Raw genomic sequence first — 20,765 nt, 5'->3', positions numbered from 1 at the left:
GCCAATAACTCCACTACCCGACAGATCAAGACACAATGAAGCCGATAACGTTACGTAAACCCTCTTTTATCCTGATTAGCAGCGTGTTACTAAGCGTTGCCTTCGCCACCATCAGTTTTATCAGTTATTTTGTTGCCAATAACTCGCTGAATCAGCATATCAAAACCAACACCCTACCGCTGACCAGTGACACCGTTTACTCAGAGGTACAGCGAGACCTGTTACAACCCGTGCTGGTTTCATCGCTGATGGCGCAGGACACCTTTGTTCATGACTGGATTGAGAACGGCGAGCACTATCCAGAGCAGATGCAGCGCTACCTTAAATCGATCCAGACGCGTTATAACGCCTTCACTGCATTTTTTGTTTCCGAACAAACCACTAACTATTACCATAGTTCCGGGATCATTAAGCAGGTATCGGCATCAGACCCGGCCGATGACTGGTATTTCACCAGCCGCAAAACGCCTGCGCAGTTCGATATCAACCTTGATCAGGATACCGCCGATGGCTTCACCACAACCCTGTTCGTCAACCATAAGGTTAAAGATGCCCAGGGACGGTTTCTGGGGATTATCGGAGTCGGTCTGGCCTCGCAAAAGATCAGAGAGTTGATCGAGGTTTATCAAAACCGTTACGGCCGACAGATCTATTTCATTGACCGGCAGGGCAAAGTCACCCTGCAGGGCAGCCAGTTCAAAGGCGCTGATGATATTCATAACCTCAGTGGACTTGGCGATATAGCCCCATTGATACTCTCCTCTCCCGGAGGCTCATACAGCTATAGCCATAATGACCAGCAATACCTGATAAAAACCCGTTTTGTGCCTGAACTGGATTGGTATCTTATCGTTGAACATACCGAACAAAGCGCATCACAAATTACCGCAACCCTTTGGATCAACCTTCTCATCAGTCTGGTAGTTATGGTGGTGGTATTACTCCTGCAACACTTTACTTTGGGTGGTTATCAGCGCCGTTTAGAAGTGCTGGCCAATACCGATCCTCTGACCGGCACCGCCAGCCGTCACGCCTTTGAGTTAGTCTATCAGCAGATTCTCAGGCTTGCCGACCGTCACCAGCATCCGGTGTCCACTATTCTGGTGGATATTGATCACTTTAAACTGTTCAATGATACCTATGGCCACCTGCTGGGAGATAAAATTCTTATTCGAGTCGCCAGAATACTCACCGATAGCCTGCGCAAGGCCGACACCCTGTGCCGCTGGGGCGGTGATGAATTCTTTATCGTCCTGCCTAACTGCAGTGAAAAGAATGCCTGCGTGGTAGCTGAAAAGATGCGTTTGCAGATTGAGACCTCCTTAACAGCGCTCGAGGGGATTGAGCTGAAGGTAACCGCCAGTTTTGGCGTCGCCGAATATATCAGCCACGAGTCTCCTGCCACCCTGTTTAAGCGCACTGATCAGGCGCTCTACCGGGCTAAATCCAGGTCCCGCAATCAGGTTGAAGCGTCATCCCCAGAGGTTTCAGAATCCATATAAAGCTGAATATAACCAATTAATGTGTTGATATTAAAAATATAAGTGTATATATTAATACCTGCTTGAAGATTCACCGTATTTTTATGCATCATTTCGAAGATCCTGTTTCAGCTTCTCGTCCTGTTTCCATAATGTATAGTAAAAATTCCTGCATCATCCGCCATCTCTGATGGCAAAACATTATTTATAAAATAGGACAACTAACATGGCTACTGTAACCGGTACTGTTAAATGGTTTAACGCTGACAAAGGCTTCGGTTTCATCGAGCAGGAAAACGGCCCTGACGTATTCGCACACTTCAGTGCAATTCAGAGCAACGGCTTCAAAACTCTTGAAGAAGGCCAGCAGGTACAGTTCTCTGTAACTCAAGGTCAGCGCGGTCCACAAGCAGAAAACATCGTTGCTATCTGAGACCGTGCCAGCTAACAGATCTCTGATCTGTTGCTAGCAGAAGAAAGCCTGATTACGATCAGGCTTTTTTATGCCTGCTATATACTGTTTTTCCAGCAGCCTGCTCCTGAAGAACATCATCGCCAGAAAGGTTTACCCGCCTCCTCAAGCGCCTCTTCCCGTGTCACACCGATATCTTTAAGCTGCTCTCTATCCAGCCGAAGCAGCAACCGACGGCTACGATAACGCTGCAACCAGCGCTGCCAGACCGCCAAATAATCAAGTATTTCTTTACTATCCCGTTTCACATCTATCTGATTTGACACTATAGGCTTCATAGCAAACCTCTACAATGGCTGATTTTTACAGCCTATATTCAAGATTTACTTCGCTGACGACAAACGAGTTTTAACACTCTATAATTAAGATTATCTTATGTATAAGCCAGTATAGAAATGATCATGACCCGCCTGCCCTCACTTAAAGCGCTACAAGCCTTTCGACACGCCGCAGAGATGCAAAGCTTTAAACTCGCCGCCGAACAGCTCTATGTCAGCCAGGCCGCGATAAGCCAGCAGATCAAAACCCTGGAACAGCAACTGGGGGTAACACTATTTCATCGTTTGACACGGGAGATTGAGCTCACCCGCGAGGGGCAGCAGCTATTACCCTTTATCAGCAAAGCGTTTGAAAGCCTGGAACAGGGCATTAACCAGTTAAGTGATGACCCGCACCCCCAGCGTTTAATGCTCAGCACTCTGCCCTCATTTGCCAGCCGCTGGCTGGTGCCCAGACTAGGTGACTTTCAGGCGCAGGAGGAAAGCCTTAACATCCACATCTCTCCTGGCATCAGACTGGACAGCTTTGATGATAACCAGCTTGATCTGGCGATCCGGTTTGGTAAGGGCGTCTATCCCGGCCTGAGCAGTCGATTACTGATGCGGGATTATATGATACCGGTTTGCCATCCATCGCTGATCAATAAAGATAGACCGGCCCGGCAGCAGCTCAGAGAACTCCCGCTGCTCATTGATGACGCTCCCGACATGAAAGAACTCTGGACTCTGTTCAGAGAAGCACTCGGCCTGCCTGATACGCTGACAAACTCACGCTTACAGGTCACCGACTCCAATATTCTGGTGGAAGCACTGCTAAGCGGACAGGGCCTGGCCGCCGTCCGTTTCAGCCTGGTGTATGAGATGATCGAACGCGGACAGCTGATCTGTCCGCTTCCAGCCTTCCTGCCAAGCAGTTTTGATTACTACCTGGTTGCTCCTGAACATCACTTCAGACGCCCTAAAATACAACGTTTTGAAAACTGGCTGCGCCAACAGACAGAGGAGATCGGTCATAGCTGGGAAACGTTCAGACAGCGGCAACAGATTACCTGAGTATTACAGCGATTTACCCGTCAATACACGGATGATCGCATCAACCACCGGCGCTGAATCAGCCTCATAACGCTCAAGTGATTTCAGCCCTTTCTCAGCATCAGCAGCAGTCAGATACTCCGGCACAATGGCAGGCAGCTCGCATAGCATATATTCACGACTAAACTCCGGATGTGCCTGCACGGTAAAAATGTGGGAACCATAACGCAGTACCCCATACTGACAAAAGGCAGACGTGGCCAGTATCTCAGCCCGCGCTGGCAACTGTATAACCTGATCCTGATGGATAATGTGCAAACGCACTGGTTCGCTACCTAACACCGCCTGACCGGCTTGCGTAGGCTGATAAGTATCTACGCCGAGACCCCAGCCTGCATCTGCCTTAGAGACAACCCCGCCCAGCGCCTGAGCGATCAACTGATGCCCGAAACAGATACCGATCAGCGGCATACCCGCCTGATCGATCGCTCTCACCAGGGATTCCAGGTTAGCGATCCACTCCAGTGGTTCATAAGCACTAAAGGGTGAGCCGGTAATCACCCAGCCATCACACTCATGCACTGACTGGGGAAACTCACCCAGCCTGACATCCCACTGATGAAAACTAAACTGAGCGTCCGCAAGCATCTGCTCAGTCATGAACGCAAATGAGCCGAACTGCTCCAGCAGAACACCACTATTAGTTCCCGCCGCCAGAATACCTATTTTCATCCTAGCTACTCCATATAAAAAAAACGCTGTAGACAGCGGTTTAGTAGAAAAGATCCGCCCTTATGACGCGGTTATAAAATCGTACATCCAGCGTGCGACACGCTTTGAATCGGCCGCAGCATTACTTGCCTGCAACTGTGCCAGTCCGGCTTCGGCGATATCATCCGGGATCACAGCTCCCTTACGTATCGTCACCAGGTCCGTTTCATATTGCAGATTAAATTCAGGATGCGCCTGCACAGTCAGAATATTGTCGCCATACACCAGCCCCGCATATTGACAGAAATCGGACTGAGCAAAGGTTCTGGCATTGTCTGGTTTTTCAGTCACCTGATAGCGATGCATTGCACTGATAGCGAACGACCCGGCGCCATCTTTTATAAAAGCGTTGTCACCGAGTAGCTGATAACGGTGCAGCCCGACACCCCAGCCACCCTGATAGGGTTCAACCTTGCCACCAAAGGCTTCAGCGATAATCTGATGACCGAAACAGATACCCAGCAAAGGCCGCTTGCAGGCATCGATCTCCAGAATCAGCTGTTTAAGCTTTTGCATCCAGTCGCGGTTCTCGTCGACGTTAAACTTTGACCCGGTAATCACCCAGCCGTCACACTGTTCTGCGCTATCAGGAAAAACCCCATCGCGCACATCAAATACGTCGTATGTAAAGTCCGCATTGACCAGTGCAAACAGCTGCTTAAACATATCCGCATAAGAGCCATACTGGGCCAGTAGCTCATCCGGTGTAATACCGGTTGCCAGAATACCTATTTTCATAATCGTTTACTTACCCTCAAAACCAAAGCGCCCACTCAGCGTGGGCGCTGACATAAAGCCCGTAACTACCCCTGCTTCTCCAGCAGCTTTGCCTGCCGTCGCATCTGATACATCGCAGCTGTCACTCCGATTGCAACCACGGCAATCATCAGTGTAGCCAGTGCGTTAACTTCAGGAGATACACCCAGACGCACTTTGGAGAAGATCACCATCGGCAGCGTACTGTTACCCGGACCAGAGACGAAACTGGCGATAACCAGATCGTCCAGCGACATAGTAAAAGACAACAGCCAGCCGGAGATCACCGCAGGCATAATCAGCGGCAGCGTCACCAGAAAGAACAGCGATGAAGGTTTTGCACCCAGATCCATCGCTGCCTCTTCCAGGGTTTCATCCAACTGGGACAGCCGCGATTGCACAATCACCGCCACATAGGCCATACAGAAGGTTACATGGGCGATGATGATAGTGCTGGTACCACGTCCTGCAGGCCAGCCAAACGCCCCTTCCATCGCCACAAACAGCAGCAGCAGTGACAGACCCGTTATTACCTCAGGCATCACCAGTGGCGCGCTGATCCAGCCCGCCAGCAGCATCTTGCCACGAAAGCGTCTGAAACGACTCAGTACAAATCCCGCCATCGTTCCCAGTACCACCGCCACACTGGCGCTGATAAAGGCGATTTTAAAACTCAGCAGGGCCGCATCGATAATCTGATCGTTGCGGAACAACTCGCCATACCATTTCAGTGACCAGCCACCCCACACCGTTACCAGCTTGGATTTGTTAAAACTGTATACCACCAGCGCGATCATCGGTGCATACAGAAAGATAAACCCCATGGTTGCGGTCGTATTTAAAAACAGAGATCTACGTTTCATCAGACCGCCTCCTCTTTACCCTGACTGTTGCGGATCATCATGATCGGCAACACCAGTACAATCAGCATCACAACCGCAACCGCTGACGCCATCGGCCAGTCCCGATTGAGGAAAAATTCATCCCACAATACCCGTCCGATCATCAGCGTATCCGAACCACCGAGCAACGCCGGGATAACAAACTCACCAACCGCGGGAATAAACACCAGCATACAACCAGCGATAATGCCAGGCATTGCCATCGGTACGGTGATCAGAAAGAAGCTGGTTGCCGGTCTGGAGCCCAGATCCTCAGCAGCTTCCAACAGAGTCAGATCCATCTTTTCCAGAGCACTATAAAGCGGTAAAACCATGAATGGCAGGTAGGTATAGACAATACCTACATAAACGGCAAAGTCTGTCTGCAACATAATCAGAGGCTGATCAATAATGCCCGTGCTGAGTAAAAATTCATTAATCAGACCATTCTTCTTCAGAAATCCCATCCAGGCATACACCCGTAACAGAAAAGAGGTCCAGAAGGGCAGAATCACCAATGACAGTAGCAATGCCCGGGTTGTTGGTTTACTGCGGGCGATCATATAGGCGATGGGAAACGCTATCAGCAACGTCAGAACAGTAGAGATCGCTGCAATTTTTATCGAGCTGAGATAAGCATCGATATAAAACGAATCTTCAAACAGGAACAGATAGTTCCCCAGATTCAACTTCAAATTGATAAATGCTTCATCCAGATTCCAGTCTAACAATGCCGTATAGGGCGGCACCGCAATGGCTGTTTCTGATAGTGAGATCTTAAACACCACCAAAAAGGGGATAAAGAAAAATACGGCCAGCCAGAGCATAGGCACTGCGATAACAGAAAACCGCCCCCAGTTTAACCGTTTAAAAATATTGTACTTTGCCAGGCGTGAACCGGAGCCCTCCACCCAGGCAGAACCGGTCTGAGTACTCATGATGTCAATACCACGCTGCTGTCTTCATCCCAGTAAAGATAAACCTCATCGTTCCAGGTCAGCCGGGCACCCAGATCCCGGGTGGTGTTCGGCTGGGTGACACGCACCTCCATACCACTCGCCAGGCGCACCCGATAAACCGACAGGCTGCCCATATACGCGGTCTCTTCGATGACACCCTTAATGCAGTTCTGCTGACCTTCCGGTTTCTCTTTGCTGATCTGCGTTTTTTCCGGACGCAACGCGACATGCACCTTCTGGTTCGGCGCACAGCTGATGCCGTGGTTAACAAACAATACCGCCCCCGCATCTTTAGAATCGATACGGACGGAGTCAGGCAGATCCTCAATCACCCGCCCTTCAAACAGATTGACCGAACCGATAAATTCAGCAACAAAGCGACTATTGGGGTATTCGTAAACATCATGGGGCTCCGCTGTCTGTACAATCACACCATGATTCATGACACCGATCCGGCTGGCCAGCGTCATCGCCTCTTCCTGATCGTGGGTTACCACCACAAAGGTTACTCCCAGTTCCTCCTGAATATTGATCAGCTCAAACTGAGTTTCCTCGCGCAACTTTTTATCCAGAGCGCCCAGCGGCTCATCCAGCAGCAACAGCTTAGGCCGTTTAACCAGAGAGCGGGCCAGAGCCACACGCTGCCGCTGACCTCCGGAAAGCTGATCTGGCTTGCGCTTACCCAGATGCCCCAGCTGCACCATCTCCAGCATCTCTGCCACACGCTGCTTAACCTCTGAGCGATCCAGCCCTTCACGCTTCAGACCGAAGGCTACATTTTCTTCAACCGACAGATGTGGAAACAGGGCATAGGACTGAAACATCATATTCACCGGACGTTTCCATGGCTGAATACCCGCCATATCAACTCCATCAATGATAATCCGGCCACTTGTCGGCGACTCAAAGCCAGCCAGCATTCGCAACAGGGTGCTCTTACCCGAACCGGAACCACCCAGAAGACAGAACAGTTCGTTTTTATATATATCCAGTGAGATATTATCGACAGCGGTAAATTCACCGAATTTTTTGGTGACATTTTCTATCCGCAGAAAAGGTTTTGCCCCCTCCTGCTTCCAAAGAGGCATTTTGGAAGTCTGAGGAGATGCCGCAGGTACACTATCAGGCTGCGGCTCAATTGTTACTGTTGAAGTCATACTACACCCTATACCATATTCATATACTGAACTCTGTCAGGAGCCCAGAGAGTTATTTATGAAGCCTTCAGGAGGGCTGCTATCTCGTTAGCAGTTTATACCATCTGCTGAAAGCGATATCTCTCTGGCAGAGGCTCGCCCCTGCCAGGGGTAGACTTAACGGCCGGTTTTAATCCCGGTCCAGGCGCGGGTCAGCAACCGGTCAAACTTGGCGGTATGGGCATTCTGAGTAAACAGATTAGCCTTCACCTCGTCTGATGGATAGATACCAGGATTATTCGACACCTCTTCCAGCAGCATCGGCTCTGCTGCTTTATTGGCTACCGCATAGTAGGCATAGTTAGAGATAGATGCAGCGCTATCCCCTCTGAGAATATAATCCACCAGTTTATAAGCCGCATCCTTATGGGGCGCATCGGCAGGAATAGCCAACAGATCAAACCATACCATGGTGCCCTCTTTCGGAATCGCATAGCCGATGTTCACTCCCTGGCCCGCTTCCTCAGCACGGCCCTGAGCCTGTAATACATCACCGTTGTAACCCACAGCGACACAGCTATCACCATTTGCCAGGTCAGAAATATAGGCGGAAGAATCAAATTTACGATAATTCTCACGAACAGATTTCAGCAGAGTCTCTGCTTTTTTCAGATCAGCCTTGTTCTCAGAATTTGGATCAAGCCCCAGATAGTTAAGCGCAATTGAGACGATTTCAGCCGGAGAATCGAGCAACGTGATGCCACAATCTTTCAGCTTGGCCGCAACCTCAGGCTTAAACACCAGATCCAGTGTATCAACTGGCATATCGCCCAAACGCTCTTTGACCATATCGATGTTATAGCCAATACCGATTGTTCCCCAGGCATAGGGAACATTGTGCTTATTGCCGGCATCATGACGTGTAATTTTCTCGATCATGACCGGATCAAGGTTGCCATAGTTACTCAGTTTACTATGATCAATCTCACTGTAGATTCCGGCCTGCACCTGGCGTTCAAGGAAGGAACCCGTCGGCACAACAACATCATAGCCTGTGCCGCCAGACATCAGCTTCGCTTCAAGCACCTCATTCGAGTCATAAACGTCATAATTAACCTTGATCCCGGTATCTTTGGTGAAGTTTTCAAGGATCTCAGGACTGATGTAATCGGACCAGTTGTAAAAATTAACAACCTGCTCTTCAGCCATTACAGTAGTGGAAACAGACGCAGCCAGTACTACTGCAAGACCAAGCTTCTTCGGATTCATTTTATTACTCCATTTCTGGTGCTTTATGATGTCGCAGCATGTGCTGGCCATCTATCAGCATTAACTCTTTAGATGCCGCAGAGCGGCGTTCATCAGAGCCACATCTTTTGTTGTTATTGTCATGGCTACCCCCTCTGATCATGAAGGCAGCGCTTAAGCTTCTCAAACTGTCGCAGTATTTTCTGCAACTAGTAAAAATGTACTGCAACCTCCCTGTCAGCTATATACCCTCCAATAGGTATTGGAAAATAATTATTGTGTATCAATATCTTAAAGCAATCCCAGATATGACTCATACTCAATATCAGAGATCTGCTCGTTAAGTTTCCGCTGTTCCTGACGCTTCGCTGCTGCAAACACCCTGACAAACTCCTCACCCAGGTACTCCTTCAGCACGCCGCTTTCAGCAAACAGCTCGGTAGCGATATCCCACTTATTCGGCAGAATCATCTCCTGATCTCCGTCAGCATAGGCATCTCCCTCTATCGGAGCTGGTGGCATTAACTTGTTTTCAATACCATATAACGCTCCCGCCAGAATAGCGGCCAGCACCAGATAGGGGTTTGCATCAGCACCGGACACCCGGTGTTCGATTCGACGCGCCTCACAGGGGCTTTCCGGAATCCGGATCGCCACAGTGCGGTTCTCATACCCCCAGGTGGCAATCGTCGGCGCATGAGCGCCCGCCATGAAACGGCGATAGGAATTCATATGCGGCGCAAAGACCAGCATACTGTCAGACATGGTATGCATCAGACCTGCAACCGCATTCTTCAGCATATCGGTACCGTCTTCGCCACCATCATCAAAAACATTATTGCCCGCTTCATCCAGCAGACTGAAATGAACATGGAAGCCATTACCACTCTTATCCGAATAAGGCTTCGCCATAAAGGTGGCAGAGTAGCCATGTTTACGGGAGATCCCTTTAATCAGACGCTTAAACATAATCGCCTGATCACCCGCCATCAGCGGATCATTAACGTGCAGCAGATTAATCTCAAACTGGCCTGGCCCCAGTTCAGAAATAATGGTATCCGCCGGAACCCCCTGAATCTCACAAACTTCACGTACTTCGGCAAAGAAAGAGGACAGACCATCCATCTCATCAATGGAATAACAGTCAGTTTCACTGAGACGACGGCCATGGCCTTCAGAGAGAATGGGTGGTTGCGGACGCTGAGTCTCTTCAGACTCTCCGTCCATAAGATAAAACTCGAGCTCGGTCGCCATAACGGGAGTCAGACCGATTGCCTTAAAACGCTTCACAACACCGGCCAGCACCTGGCGAGGATCACAACCAAACGGTGTCCCATCGGGGTTAGACATCATTGCCAGAATCTGGTCCCTTGGCTCTTCAGCCCAGGGGACGGGTATTGGCCGGTCACCCACAGGCATACAGATACCATCCATATCGCCGGTCTCAAACACCAGACCATTATCCAGCACATCGTCCCCCCAGAAATCGAAACCAAGCACTGAACGCGGCAGCTTAACACCCTCTTCAAATACTTTAACCGCTGCACTCGCCGGCAGCCGCTTACCCCGCAAATTGCCATTCAGGTCAGCTATAAACAGATCAAACTCTTTATCTTTCTCTTTCTTAAACATCATAAGATTCTCACTCGAAATCTTTCATCCCCACACGCTGGTGGGTCACAACATACTGTTGCAATCAGTTTAGCTTAACCTACATGCTTTTGTGATCACAAAGAATAAAGTAATGTGATCACATTTTTTTATGGCGGTCAATATCGACATCTGTTAAAAATGTCATGTAACCTATTTAATGATCGCATTACTAATAAGAGAACCTGCTAAGAGGTTCCCAAGAGAACAAGGCCAGAACCAACGTTGATTATGGACAAGAAATCTCCGATAAAAATAACATTAACTGAACGTGATGAGTCTGTAACTATCACCCAATGGGTATACCAGACTCTGCGTAACGCAGTGATGTACGGTGAGATCCTCCCCGGGAGGGTGGTTACCATTCGTGAACTGGCCGGCATCCTTGATGTCAGCCCTATGCCTGTCCGGGAAGCCCTGCGACAACTGGCGGCCGAAAATGCACTGGAAATTCAGGGCAACCGCAGAGTGATGGTGCCAAAAATGACAGCAATGAAGTTCAATGAGCTCTGTGAAGCCAGGATAGCCATTGAATCTCACGCGGCTGCCCGGGCACTACCCTATATTGATAATGACCGGCTGGAGCAGCTGCGTTCACTGGACAGCCTGATCGATCAGGCACAGGAGGACGACAACCTCAGCCAGATCAGCATCCTCAACCAGAACTTTCACCGCGCACTCTATACTGCCAATCCTCATCAGGTAACCCTGCCACTGATTGAAAGCCTCTGGCTGCAGCTGGGCCCCTTTATGCGCATGGCGACCAGCGAACTGGAGGAGCACTATCTGGTAGACCGGCACAATGAGGCGATGTCCGCTATCGAACGCAAAGATGCCTATGCCCTGCAGATGGCTATCGCTGCCGATATCCGCGAAGGGATTGCGTTTGCCGGAACCCCGGAGATGCTGCACACCTTCATTGAAAACTCAGGCCACTGAGTTTTAACTCCACCTCTTTCTTTACTCATAAACAGCCCCCCCTTAAAAGCCGCTAAAGACAGTTCAAAACTTTTGCGGCTTTTTTGTTGACTTTATCTTTTTGTGATCACAAAATAGTGATCACAAAATAGATTTAAGTCTGATTTAGCCTCAAATCTTTTGATCGTTTTATTTATTCACCGGCAACTGTTCACACCCGGTGACAGGTTGGGAGAGAGTCAATGCTCGAAAATAACAGCACTTCAGTAAACACAGCGGACGTACAGACCATCGATGCCGAACACCATATGCATCCCTTTACCAACACCGGTGCACTGAACAAGAAGGGAGCACGGGTGATTACCCACGCTGAAGGCATATATCTGTGGGACAGTGAAGGCAATAAGATTCTCGACGGTATGGCTGGCCTGTGGTGTGTCAATATGGGCTATGGCCGCTCCGAACTGATTGAAGCGGCCAACAGTCAGATGAAGCAACTGGCGTATTACAACACCTTCTTTCAGACAACCCATGCACCCGCTGCGCAGTTAGCCAAAGAGATCGCCAGTGTCACCCCCTATGACCTGAACCATATCTTTTTTGCCAATTCAGGCTCTGAAGCGATCGATACCATTATCCGCATGGTTCGCCAGTACTGGGCCATCAAAGGTAAGCCATATCGCAACATCCTTATCGCCCGTGAAAATGCTTATCACGGCAGTACTATTGGCGGCACCAGCCTCGGAGGCATGGGAGGAATGCACAAGCAGGGCGGCCCGATGGTGCCAAACATCGCCCGCATCCGCCAGCCATACTGGTACGGCGAAGCCGGTGATATGACCGAAGAAGAGTTCGGCATCGCCTGCGCCAAAGCGCTGGAAGATAAAATCCTCGAGGTGGGGCCTGATAATGTTGCCGCCTTCGTCGGCGAACCTATTCAGGGTGCCGGAGGCGTCATTGTTCCTCCAGCGAACTACTGGACAGAAATTCAGAAGGTTTGTGATAAATACGATATTCTGCTGGCGGCAGATGAAGTCATCTGCGGCTTTGGCCGCACGGGCAACTGGTTTGGCTGTGAAACCCTGGGCTTTAAACCTGACATTATGTCGATGGCTAAAGGCCTCTCTTCTGGTTATCTGCCCATTGCTGCCGTAGCAGTTGGCGACCGTATCGCCAACGCATTCATCGAGCACAATGAGGACTTCAACCATGGCTTTACCTACTCCGGTCACCCGGTTGCCGCGGCGGTTGCCATAGCCAATATCCAACTGATGAAAAAAGAGAACATCGTTGAATATGTAGCCAAGGATATCGGCCCCTACTTCCAGAAAAAACTACGTGAAGCGGTTGCGGATCATCCACTGGTAGGCCATATCGAAGGTATCGGTCTGATTGCAGGTCTTGCCTTGGTAAAAAGCAAAGATCCGAAAGAGCTGTTTGGTGACACAGTCGATATCGGCATGGTCTGTCGCGATCACTGCTTTAACAACGGTCTGATTATGCGTGCAGTTGGCAGCCGGATGGTTCTGTCACCACCGCTGGTTATCAGCCATGCAGAAGCGGATGAGCTGTGTGAAAAAGTCCGTCTGTGCTTTGACCTGACGCTTAAGTCAGTCAGCTAATCATCACCCGTTTTACCTGTGTAATTCTTTCACTATCGTTATACAGGCAAAGGTCAGTGGCAGAACACCCTGACCGCCCTTATCCGGCTGCAGTGGATCGGCATTACCGGCGTCGATCCCAGACATCTGTCATAAGCTCAGCTTAACTGACAGATGCAGCCGGATCTTTTTATTCTGTTTTAACGACCAGCGCAGGAGCCAGGCTATGCAAAGTATAAGTGCACAGCACAACGCATCTGAAAACTGGCAAAAGGAACTTGCTGCTGTTATCGACACCATACGCCTGCCCAGCTTTGGCGGGATGCTGGAAAAATTTCTCGCCACACAGTGCCATTTCGACACGATGCTGGTAGTGACTTTCAGGAAATCACTTAAACCCTTAATTCTTCACCCCACCAACCCTGCAGAGCAAAGCCTGACGCTGCACAACTATATCAACCGGGCCTATATTCTGGATCCTCTGTTTAATGCGATCCGCAGCGGTACCCTTGGAGAGGGCGTCAGCCGGCTGATCGACATCGCACCCGACAGCTTTGAAACCACTAAGTACTACCAAAGCTGCTATAAAGAGTTTGATCTGATTGATGAGATCAATCTGGTCATTGAACTCGACCCTAAGGTCAGCTGCGCTATCTCACTCGGGCGCAGAACCAGCCGCGGCACCATTACCCGGGCCGAACTCAGTCGTCTGAATAATATCTACCCGGTGATCAAATCGATTATTCGTCAGTTCTGGTTGTCGCAGTCGCAGGAGTTTGTTCAATACGAAAAATCAGAGGGCGCAATGAATCAGGCGATCAGCACCTTTGGCAGCGGCGTACTCACGCCAAGAGAGCAGCAGATTGCGGGACTCATTCTGCAGGGGCATTCATCTAAGGCTATAGCGAATATGCTGGATATCAGCCTGGGTACGGTAAAAGTACATCGTAAGAATATCCACACCCGACTAAACACCTCCACCCAGTCAGACATCTTCACACTATTCCTGGCCCACCTGAAAGAGCTGGATCCAACGGCTAATGTATAAAAGTTGCCAGAACGGCGCTTCGCGCCTGCTAGTGGTTAGACGGAAAGCTTCGCTTTCCGCGCCAGAAAAAGCCGTTGCTTGTTGCTCAGACTTATTGCCCTGCACCCAACCTTTGCAACAACTTTCTTACAGCGCTCACCACTCAAATACAGACCTATACTAAAAAAGAAGGCTTTTATCGAGCAACAAACAAGTCACGCTTTTTGTGACGTCGAGCTACGAGCGACGGCTTTTAAATTTATTTATAACGATCAATCAGGGGCATACTTTTAAAAGTAACTAATAAAGCAACTAATTTAAAGCGGCTAATTTAAAGCGACTAACCTCAGTATTCTCAAAACTGATCCTGATCAAACGAGGCCACCTTGCCATCGTTTACCAGAAACTCCCGTCGCTGCAGATAGGCATCACGCATCGCGGTGTAACGATCTCCGGTAAGCAACTCTTCCGCGGCCAGCAAGCCCGCCCGGGTATCAATAATACGCAGCCCATAAAGCTGATTACGGGTGCGGATTGGGTCGACCTCAGCTACCGGATCAACCATTGAGTCCGGTATCAGACCAAGACCATCACGGATATTGGAGGGGCCTAACAGTGGTAGCACCAGATAAGGGCCCGTTTCCATTCCCCAATAACCCAGCGTCTGACCAAAGTCTTCATTATGCTCCGGCAGCCCCATGGGCGTCGCCACATCAATAATGCCACCCAGCCCTACTGTCGAATTAAACATTATCCGACCAAAATCCTGCCCTGCAGCACCTCCCTTTAGCTGCAGCACGTTATTCAGCATGCTGCCAACATCAGACAGATTACCAAAGAAATTACTAACACCGGTTTCAATAATATCTGGTGTAATCGCCTTATAGCTCTTAGCAGCAGGTTTTAATGCGTAACGGTCAAGAGTGTCATTAAAACTAAATACAGCGCGGTTAAAGCCTTCCCAGGGATCTGCATCGGCCGGATCTTCGGCAAGTGCGGGTAGCGAAAAACAACCAAGCAAGATGGAAAGGGACAAAGTTTTAATTGCGTGCATGTTGGGCATTCCTAAAACTGACAATCTACAGACTGCATTGTGCACCACAACAAAATAGATTGCTAATCCGAAAAGAACACAAAATTACGGAAGATTATAACTAACCAACAAATAAGCATGATATATCAGGCATTCCGATTCAGAAAAAAATGGAAGTACAAAAAAAGGTCCCGAAGGACCTTTTTTATATCAGCTTACCAGAAAGGCAGCTATTAGAAGTCTACGCGGTAACCAACTTCGAAACCGTCACCACCGTCAGCGACGTTAGAATCGATGATTGCAGCGAAAGCACGAGCCTGCTTGCCCAGTTTCTGCTGTACTTCAACAGAGATAACATCATCAACGTTATCATCGTCATTGATGAAGTTAGCCAGCAGAGTAGTGTTACCCATAGTGTAAGAACCTGCTACTTCGTAAGCATCTTCTTCAGTTGGACCGTTTACACCAGCATCACGATTTTCATAACGAGTAGCTACGTAGAAATCACCAGCAGTGTAAGACAGAGCTGCAGACATTACATCAACATCAGCAGCAGGGAAGCCCAGGTAAGATACGCCAGCAGTGAAACCACCCATTGCATAGTTAGCAGCTACGTGTTTAATATCAAGAGTTTCGTCATCAGCTGCACCCTTATCAGTTGGAAGAACTGCAGCAGCCAGAGTCAGACCACCCATGTCTGGAGAGACGTACGCAATCACGTCAGACGCACGGTGTGCATTAATTACATAAGTAGAAGATGCAGAAGTAGCGTTGTCCAGGATATCAGTTGGAGCACCAGTGAAGCTGTAGTAAGGAGTCCAGATGCGACCGAAGATAGCCGTACCGAAATCACCTTTAACACCCAGGTTACCCAGACGTCCGCCATTCCATGCACCAGTATCAGTGCTTACAGCTTGCTCAAACTGGAAGAAAGCAGTAGCGCCATTGAACAGCTCAGAGCTGCCTTTGATACCGATACGTGAAGAGTTATCAGTCACGTTCAGGTTATCGTGAGAAGTACCTTCAAGCTTCTGAGCTTTAATACGCAGTGAGCCGTACAGAGTAGCATCTGCTTGAGCAACCATTGGAGCAGTCAGAGCACCAGCAACAGCCAGAGCGATAATTGACTTTTTCATTAACATTTCCCCTTCAATATTTAACGTACTAGTAGTTAAACTTTATTATTTCTTACTTCGCTTCACGTCATCAACTACGCTCAGCTAACAAGAAAATACTATAATTCAGAAATATTTCAATGCTGTGCAAGAAATAAATTCTTACACTCAATATTTCTGGCGGGCTGACTAGCGTAACAGCCCTTAGTATCTTTTAGTTGTGATCCGGTTAACATCCTGCACTTCAACCGTTTCAACCAGCCTATTATAGGCTATAAACCGTTTAAAACCGAGGTTTCAGAACAGCATTTAAATAAATTTGACGCATTACAGCATAGCTACCCGGTGTTCGCAACCATTTGTTGTGGTTTTTTAAGCAGTTAAGGCCTTTTTGCAGTAATCCATTAGCAAAAACTGATACAGATCAAATTCGACCCCTGAATCATGGGCTACAAGCAGATAAAAAGCTCACTTCCATTTATCGCCCGATCTGCTGCCACTGCTGTTTAAGCCGCTTCTCTGAGACCGTTATCCGGGTACCCAGCTGCTGGGCAAACAGTGAGATACGGTACTCTTCCAGCATCCAGCGGTATTCATCCAGAGCAGCATTATACCGGTTATGCTGACGGTCAAGCTGTAGCTGTCCCTGATACTGTCGGGTCAGTTGCTGTAACTGCTCGCTCAGCATACGCTGTCGTGGCAGTTCGCGCTGGTATTTTTCCAGTCTGAGTACGATACCCTGCAGATATCTTGGATATTGCTGTAATTGCTGCACCGGCACTTCGGCTAAAAAGCCTTTAAATATCAGCCCATCCAGCTGCTGCCGAATATCGTTAAGGATGGTAACGGCCTGAAGATTAACCGAACCTGAAAGTTGTTTCTGTAGACGGTGATACTGTTTGGCAATCTCTTCCAGTAACAGCGCCTGTTGTTCTGCCTGCTGGCAAAATTCACTTCGATACCGGTTTAACCGGTCGGTAAACTGCTTTTCAGACTGTATCTCATCACCTTCTGTGAGAAATGTAGCGGCAACTGCACTGAACAAACAGTGCTCATTTAGCTGATTACGGTTTTCTACTTTGGCCAGTAAAATGGCTGTTTGCTGAAAACCGGGTAACCGGTTTTTTACAAATTTTATCTGCTCTGTCAGTTGTAACATCAGTAAGCGGATCAGCCCCAGACGGTTCTGCTTTACCGCCATTGGCTGGTCTTCAAACACTTTCAGCTCAACGCTGTCACCACAGTCCTGCAACCCAGGATACACCTCCAGCTCCAGCCCTCCGGCCTGCTTCAGCCTGATCGACCGGGGCAGATCACCAAAGTCCCACTCGGTTATCCCTTTTCGTCCCCAACTCTCAGACGGCGCTTGCGTCAGTGCCTGGCGGGCCTGTGAACCGAACTGCTTCTGCAACCGCTGCAGATCGCGCCCCTCGGCAACAAGTTTGTTGTTCTCGCCGATCAGACGAAGATTTACCCGATAATGATCATCCAGATCGACAGCATCCAGATCATCCCGACTGATTCTGACACCGGTCATTCTTTTAAGATGCAGCGCCAGTGCTTCATTCAAAGATCCCTGGGCAAAAACTGCTGCTTCAACAAAGGCATCCACATAATCAGGAATCGGCACAAAGTTTTTGCGTAGCGATTTAGGCAGCCCCTTTAACAGCGCCACGCACTTCTCTTTAAGCATCCCCGGCACCAGCCATTCGAGTCGCTCTGGCGGAATCTGATTCAGCAGTACCAGCGGCGTCTGAAGGGATACGCCATCATCTTTGGCCCCGGGCTCAAAATGATAACTAAGCTGCAGTTTCGCACCATTCAGCTGCAACTGCTCGGGATAACTGGCCCGGGTAACATGATCCGCCGAACGTTGCAGCAGATCCTCCTCCTGCATAAACAGGATTCTAGGGTTGTCCTGCTCTACCTGTTTGCGCCACTGCTCAAAGCCTGCGCCATTGACCACGCTACTTCCGTTATGCTGCTCCAGCCGTGAAGCATAAAACTCAGCCAGAGTCTCTTCATCCACCAGCAGATCACGCCGCCTGCTCTTGGCTTCCAGATCTTCAATCGAGTTAAGCAGATTCCGGTTATGGCTGAAGAACTGCCCCCGGGTATTGAACTGCCCCTCTACCAGTGCACTGCGAATAAAGATCTGCTGGCTGACCTTAGGATCGACACTGCCGTAATGTACAGTCCTCCCAGGAACAATAATAAGCCCGTATAAGGTCACCTGCTCCTGCGCCACAACCTGAGCCTTTTTCTTCTCCCAGTGTGGTTCCAGATAGCTACGCTTCAGCAGATGTGCTGCCAGAGGTTCTGCCCAGAGCGGGTCGATTCGCGCCACCATACGGGCATACAAACGACTGGTTTCGACCAGCTCTGCCGCCATAATCCACTTGGGTGCTTTCTTATACAACATCGATCCGGGAAAGATACTGAAGCGACGATTACGGGCGCCGAGGTACTCTTTATTTTCCTGTTTAAAGCCCATATTGCCCAACAAGCCGGCCAGTAGTGATCGGTGCAGAGCGTCGTAGCCGGCAGGCTGAGGATTCTCTTTATAATCCAGATTGCGACAGATCAGATGCAACTGACGATGCACATCGCGCCACTCACGCATGCGCATATAGGAGAGAAACTGCTTCTGGCAGAATTTACGCAGCTGATTCTGACTCAGTTCCTGCCGCTGCTCCTCATAAAGATTCCAAAGGTTGATCAGAGTGACAAAGTCAGACTCTTCATCGGCATATTCACGATGCTGCTGATCTGCAGCCTGTTGCTTATCCATAGGGCGTTCGCGGGGATCCTGCACACTCAAAGCGCTGGCGATAATAATCATCTCTTTAAGACAGTTATTTTCTACCGCTGCCAGCAGCATCCGGCCAATCCTGGGATCGACAGGCAGGCGACTCAGCTGCCGCCCCAGTTTTGTCAGATTACGCTTATCATCGACGGCACTCAGTTCCTGGAGCAGATTAAAACCATCGTTGATATAGCGGGAGTCCGGTGGGTCGATAAAGGGAAACTGATCGATTGCCCCCAATCGCAAATTGAGCATCTGCAGAATAACCGCGGCAAGATTGGTACGCCGGATCTCGGCATCGGTAAACTCAGGCCGGGCATTGAAGTCTTCCTCTGAATAGAGACGGATACAGATCCCCTCGGCTACCCGGCCACAGCGGCCTTTACGCTGATTTGCACTGGCCTGAGATACCGCCTCAACCGGTAACCGCTGTACCTTAGAGCGGTAGCTGTAACGGCTGATTCGCGCCTGTCCGGGATCGATAACATAGCGGATTCCGGGAACGGTCAGAGAGGTTTCTGCAACATTGGTAGCAAGCACTATTCGCCGCCCCGCCCCTCTCACCGATGTAAATATCCGGTTCTGCTCAGCGACGCTGAGGCGGGCATACAGGGGCATCACCTCAATATGCTTGATACGCCCCTGCTGAACAGCTTTCCTCAGATATTCCGCCGCTTCGCGGATCTCCCGTTCGCCGCTGAGAAATACCAGAATATCACCGGCACCCGCGATCCCCTTTTTGCGCTCCAGCTGTATCAGCTCTTCTGTAGCACAAACAATACCTTCCGGAATGCTTTTTTCACTGCTGTCATCCAGACCTTCAAGGGGGCGGTAGTGCAGCTCAACCGGGTAGGTACGACCCGACACTTCGATCACTGGCGCGTTATTAAAATGTTTCGAGAAACGCTCCAGATCGATTGTTGCAGAGGTGATAATCACTTTCAGGTCTGGACGTTTCGGCAGAATCCGGTGCAGATATCCGAGCAGGAAGTCAATATTCAGACTGCGCTCATGGGCCTCATCGATAATCAGCACTTCATAGCGTTCAAGATAACGATCATTCTGCGTTTCGGCCAGCAGGATACCATCGGTCATTAGCTTAACCAGGGTATTGTCAGCAACCTGCTCGGTAAAACGCACCTGATAACCGACGGTACTCCCCAGGGTTGTTTGCAGCTCCTCAGCGATCCGGTTGGCAACGGTTCTGGCCGCCAGACGACGGGGCTGAGTATGACCAATCAGCCCCACCCTGCCCAACCCCAGCTCCAGGCAGATCTTGGGCAACTGAGTCGTCTTACCCGATCCGGTTTCGCCTGCAATCACCACCACCTGATGCTCCGAAATCGCTTTGGCGATCTCTTCCCTGCGGGCACTGACAGGCAGATCCGGATAGTTCACCGGCAGACTATAGGCCCGCTTTGCTACCCGCTCTTCAGAGTGTGACAGCTGCGTCTCAACCTCGCTCAGCAAGCGGTCAGAAGGTTTATGCTCTTTCAGACGACGCTGCAGCAGTTGGATTTTCTTTCGAATAGGAAAGCGGTCGGCAATCAGACAGTTATCCAGCCGGGTATACAGATGCTTGATAGTGGCAGTCACAATGA

Annotated in this window: 17 protein-coding genes; 6 read left to right on the top strand and 11 right to left on the bottom strand. The window is 49.6% G+C overall.

Annotated features, from left to right (window positions below; genetic code table 11):
- The first annotated feature begins 35 nt into the window (after window positions 1-35).
- Together JW499_RS03575 and cspE are read left to right on the top strand one after the other, a co-directional pair.
- Window positions 36-1,502: a sensor domain-containing diguanylate cyclase gene (locus tag JW499_RS03575; protein ID WP_205209307.1), complete on the top strand. Its 1,467-nt coding sequence runs from the start codon at window positions 36-38 to the stop codon at window positions 1,500-1,502.
- Window positions 1,503-1,707: 205 nt separating this feature from the next.
- Window positions 1,708-1,914, top strand: coding sequence for a transcription antiterminator/RNA stability regulator CspE (gene cspE, locus JW499_RS03570; RefSeq protein ID WP_091353016.1), 207 nt, complete (start codon window positions 1,708-1,710; stop codon window positions 1,912-1,914).
- Window positions 1,915-2,030: 116 nt separating this feature from the next.
- Here the strand turns inward: cspE and JW499_RS03565 are convergent, their stop codons facing one another.
- Window positions 2,031-2,219, bottom strand: a complete 189-nt coding sequence (locus tag JW499_RS03565; protein WP_332873981.1) for a YjiS-like domain-containing protein — start codon at window positions 2,217-2,219, stop codon at window positions 2,031-2,033.
- A gap of 135 nt (window positions 2,220-2,354) precedes the next feature.
- Here JW499_RS03565 and JW499_RS03560 point away from each other — a divergent pair, with 135 nt between their 5' ends.
- A complete protein-coding gene (locus JW499_RS03560; protein WP_205209305.1) occupies window positions 2,355-3,284 on the top strand; it encodes a LysR substrate-binding domain-containing protein in 930 nt (309 codons plus the stop codon).
- Window positions 3,285-3,287: 3 nt separating this feature from the next.
- On the opposite strand, the gene JW499_RS03555 is transcribed toward JW499_RS03560, so the two are convergent.
- The 7 genes from JW499_RS03555 to JW499_RS03525 form a co-directional block, all read right to left on the bottom strand.
- Complete coding sequence (locus tag JW499_RS03555; RefSeq protein ID WP_205209304.1) at window positions 3,288-3,995, bottom strand: type 1 glutamine amidotransferase; 708 nt, start codon at window positions 3,993-3,995, stop codon at window positions 3,288-3,290.
- A 60-nt stretch (window positions 3,996-4,055) separates the two neighbouring features.
- Window positions 4,056-4,772 (bottom strand): glutamine amidotransferase-related protein, encoded by a 717-nt coding sequence (locus JW499_RS03550; protein ID WP_205209303.1) that lies wholly within the window; start codon window positions 4,770-4,772, stop codon window positions 4,056-4,058.
- A gap of 65 nt (window positions 4,773-4,837) precedes the next feature.
- Entirely contained in the window at window positions 4,838-5,653 is an 816-nt protein-coding gene (locus tag JW499_RS03545) for an ABC transporter permease subunit (RefSeq protein WP_205209302.1), read from the bottom strand.
- Entirely contained in the window at window positions 5,653-6,609 is a 957-nt protein-coding gene (locus tag JW499_RS03540; RefSeq protein ID WP_205209301.1) for an ABC transporter permease subunit, read from the bottom strand. Before JW499_RS03540 ends, JW499_RS03545 begins: the two co-directional genes overlap by 1 nt.
- Entirely contained in the window at window positions 6,606-7,787 is a 1,182-nt protein-coding gene (locus JW499_RS03535; RefSeq protein WP_205209300.1) for an ABC transporter ATP-binding protein, read from the bottom strand. The genes JW499_RS03540 and JW499_RS03535 overlap by 4 nt, the downstream gene beginning before the upstream one ends.
- Window positions 7,788-7,943: 156 nt before the next feature.
- The gene (locus tag JW499_RS03530; RefSeq protein ID WP_205209299.1) at window positions 7,944-9,035 is read right to left on the bottom strand and encodes a polyamine ABC transporter substrate-binding protein; all 1,092 of its coding nucleotides are present in this window, start codon (window positions 9,033-9,035) and stop codon (window positions 7,944-7,946) included.
- A gap of 270 nt (window positions 9,036-9,305) precedes the next feature.
- Window positions 9,306-10,649 (bottom strand): glutamine synthetase family protein, encoded by a 1,344-nt coding sequence (locus JW499_RS03525; protein ID WP_416135397.1) that lies wholly within the window; start codon window positions 10,647-10,649, stop codon window positions 9,306-9,308.
- A gap of 246 nt (window positions 10,650-10,895) precedes the next feature.
- Between JW499_RS03525 and JW499_RS03520 the strand changes: the two genes are divergently transcribed.
- The 3 genes from JW499_RS03520 (at window position 10,896) to JW499_RS03510 (ending at window position 14,231) form a co-directional block, all read left to right on the top strand.
- Window positions 10,896-11,603, top strand: a complete 708-nt coding sequence (locus JW499_RS03520) for a GntR family transcriptional regulator (RefSeq protein ID WP_205209298.1) — start codon at window positions 10,896-10,898, stop codon at window positions 11,601-11,603.
- 221 nt (window positions 11,604-11,824) lie between these two features.
- A complete protein-coding gene (locus JW499_RS03515) occupies window positions 11,825-13,204 on the top strand; it encodes an aspartate aminotransferase family protein (protein ID WP_205209297.1) in 1,380 nt (459 codons plus the stop codon).
- A gap of 205 nt (window positions 13,205-13,409) precedes the next feature.
- Window positions 13,410-14,231, top strand: coding sequence for a LuxR C-terminal-related transcriptional regulator (locus tag JW499_RS03510; protein WP_205209296.1), 822 nt, complete (start codon window positions 13,410-13,412; stop codon window positions 14,229-14,231).
- A gap of 334 nt (window positions 14,232-14,565) precedes the next feature.
- Here JW499_RS03510 and JW499_RS03505 read toward each other — a convergent pair whose 3' ends face one another.
- From JW499_RS03505 to hrpA, 3 genes are all read right to left on the bottom strand, one after another.
- Window positions 14,566-15,264: an MlaA family lipoprotein gene (locus JW499_RS03505; protein WP_205209295.1), complete on the bottom strand. Its 699-nt coding sequence runs from the start codon at window positions 15,262-15,264 to the stop codon at window positions 14,566-14,568.
- 212 nt (window positions 15,265-15,476) lie between these two features.
- A complete protein-coding gene (locus tag JW499_RS03500) occupies window positions 15,477-16,379 on the bottom strand; it encodes a porin (protein WP_205209294.1) in 903 nt (300 codons plus the stop codon).
- A gap of 457 nt (window positions 16,380-16,836) precedes the next feature.
- Window positions 16,837-20,760 carry an ATP-dependent RNA helicase HrpA gene (hrpA, locus tag JW499_RS03495; protein ID WP_205209293.1) on the bottom strand — a complete coding sequence of 1,308 codons (3,924 nt, stop codon included), beginning with the start codon at window positions 20,758-20,760 and terminating at the stop codon, window positions 16,837-16,839.
- Window positions 20,761-20,765: the final 5 nt, after the last annotated feature.

This window comes from Amphritea pacifica (assembly GCF_016924145.1).
Lineage (GTDB): Bacteria > Pseudomonadota > Gammaproteobacteria > Pseudomonadales > Balneatricaceae > Amphritea > Amphritea pacifica.
This window is presented reverse-complemented; position numbering and strand designations above follow the sequence as displayed.

Bases quoted from the DNA above. Each gene is read 5' to 3' on its own strand.
- JW499_RS03560 (WP_205209305.1), top strand. From the start codon at position 2,355: ATGACCCGCCTGCCCTCACTTAAAGCGCTACAAGCCTTTCGACACGCC.
- JW499_RS03525 (WP_416135397.1), bottom strand. From the start codon at position 10,649: ATGATGTTTAAGAAAGAGAAAGATAAAGAGTTTGATCTGTTTATAGCT.
- JW499_RS03545 (WP_205209302.1), bottom strand. From the start codon at position 5,653: ATGAAACGTAGATCTCTGTTTTTAAATACGACCGCAACCATGGGGTTT.
- JW499_RS03540 (WP_205209301.1), bottom strand. From the start codon at position 6,609: ATGAGTACTCAGACCGGTTCTGCCTGGGTGGAGGGCTCCGGTTCACGC.
- JW499_RS03550 (WP_205209303.1), bottom strand. From the start codon at position 4,772: ATGAAAATAGGTATTCTGGCAACCGGTATTACACCGGATGAGCTACTG.
- cspE (WP_091353016.1), top strand. From the start codon at position 1,708: ATGGCTACTGTAACCGGTACTGTTAAATGGTTTAACGCTGACAAAGGC.
- JW499_RS03530 (WP_205209299.1), bottom strand. From the start codon at position 9,035: ATGAATCCGAAGAAGCTTGGTCTTGCAGTAGTACTGGCTGCGTCTGTT.
- JW499_RS03555 (WP_205209304.1), bottom strand. From the start codon at position 3,995: ATGAAAATAGGTATTCTGGCGGCGGGAACTAATAGTGGTGTTCTGCTG.
- JW499_RS03535 (WP_205209300.1), bottom strand. From the start codon at position 7,787: ATGACTTCAACAGTAACAATTGAGCCGCAGCCTGATAGTGTACCTGCG.
- JW499_RS03500 (WP_205209294.1), bottom strand. From the start codon at position 16,379: ATGAAAAAGTCAATTATCGCTCTGGCTGTTGCTGGTGCTCTGACTGCT.
- JW499_RS03575 (WP_205209307.1), top strand. From the start codon at position 36: ATGAAGCCGATAACGTTACGTAAACCCTCTTTTATCCTGATTAGCAGC.
- JW499_RS03515 (WP_205209297.1), top strand. From the start codon at position 11,825: ATGCTCGAAAATAACAGCACTTCAGTAAACACAGCGGACGTACAGACC.
- JW499_RS03510 (WP_205209296.1), top strand. From the start codon at position 13,410: ATGCAAAGTATAAGTGCACAGCACAACGCATCTGAAAACTGGCAAAAG.
- JW499_RS03520 (WP_205209298.1), top strand. From the start codon at position 10,896: ATGGACAAGAAATCTCCGATAAAAATAACATTAACTGAACGTGATGAG.
- JW499_RS03505 (WP_205209295.1), bottom strand. From the start codon at position 15,264: ATGCACGCAATTAAAACTTTGTCCCTTTCCATCTTGCTTGGTTGTTTT.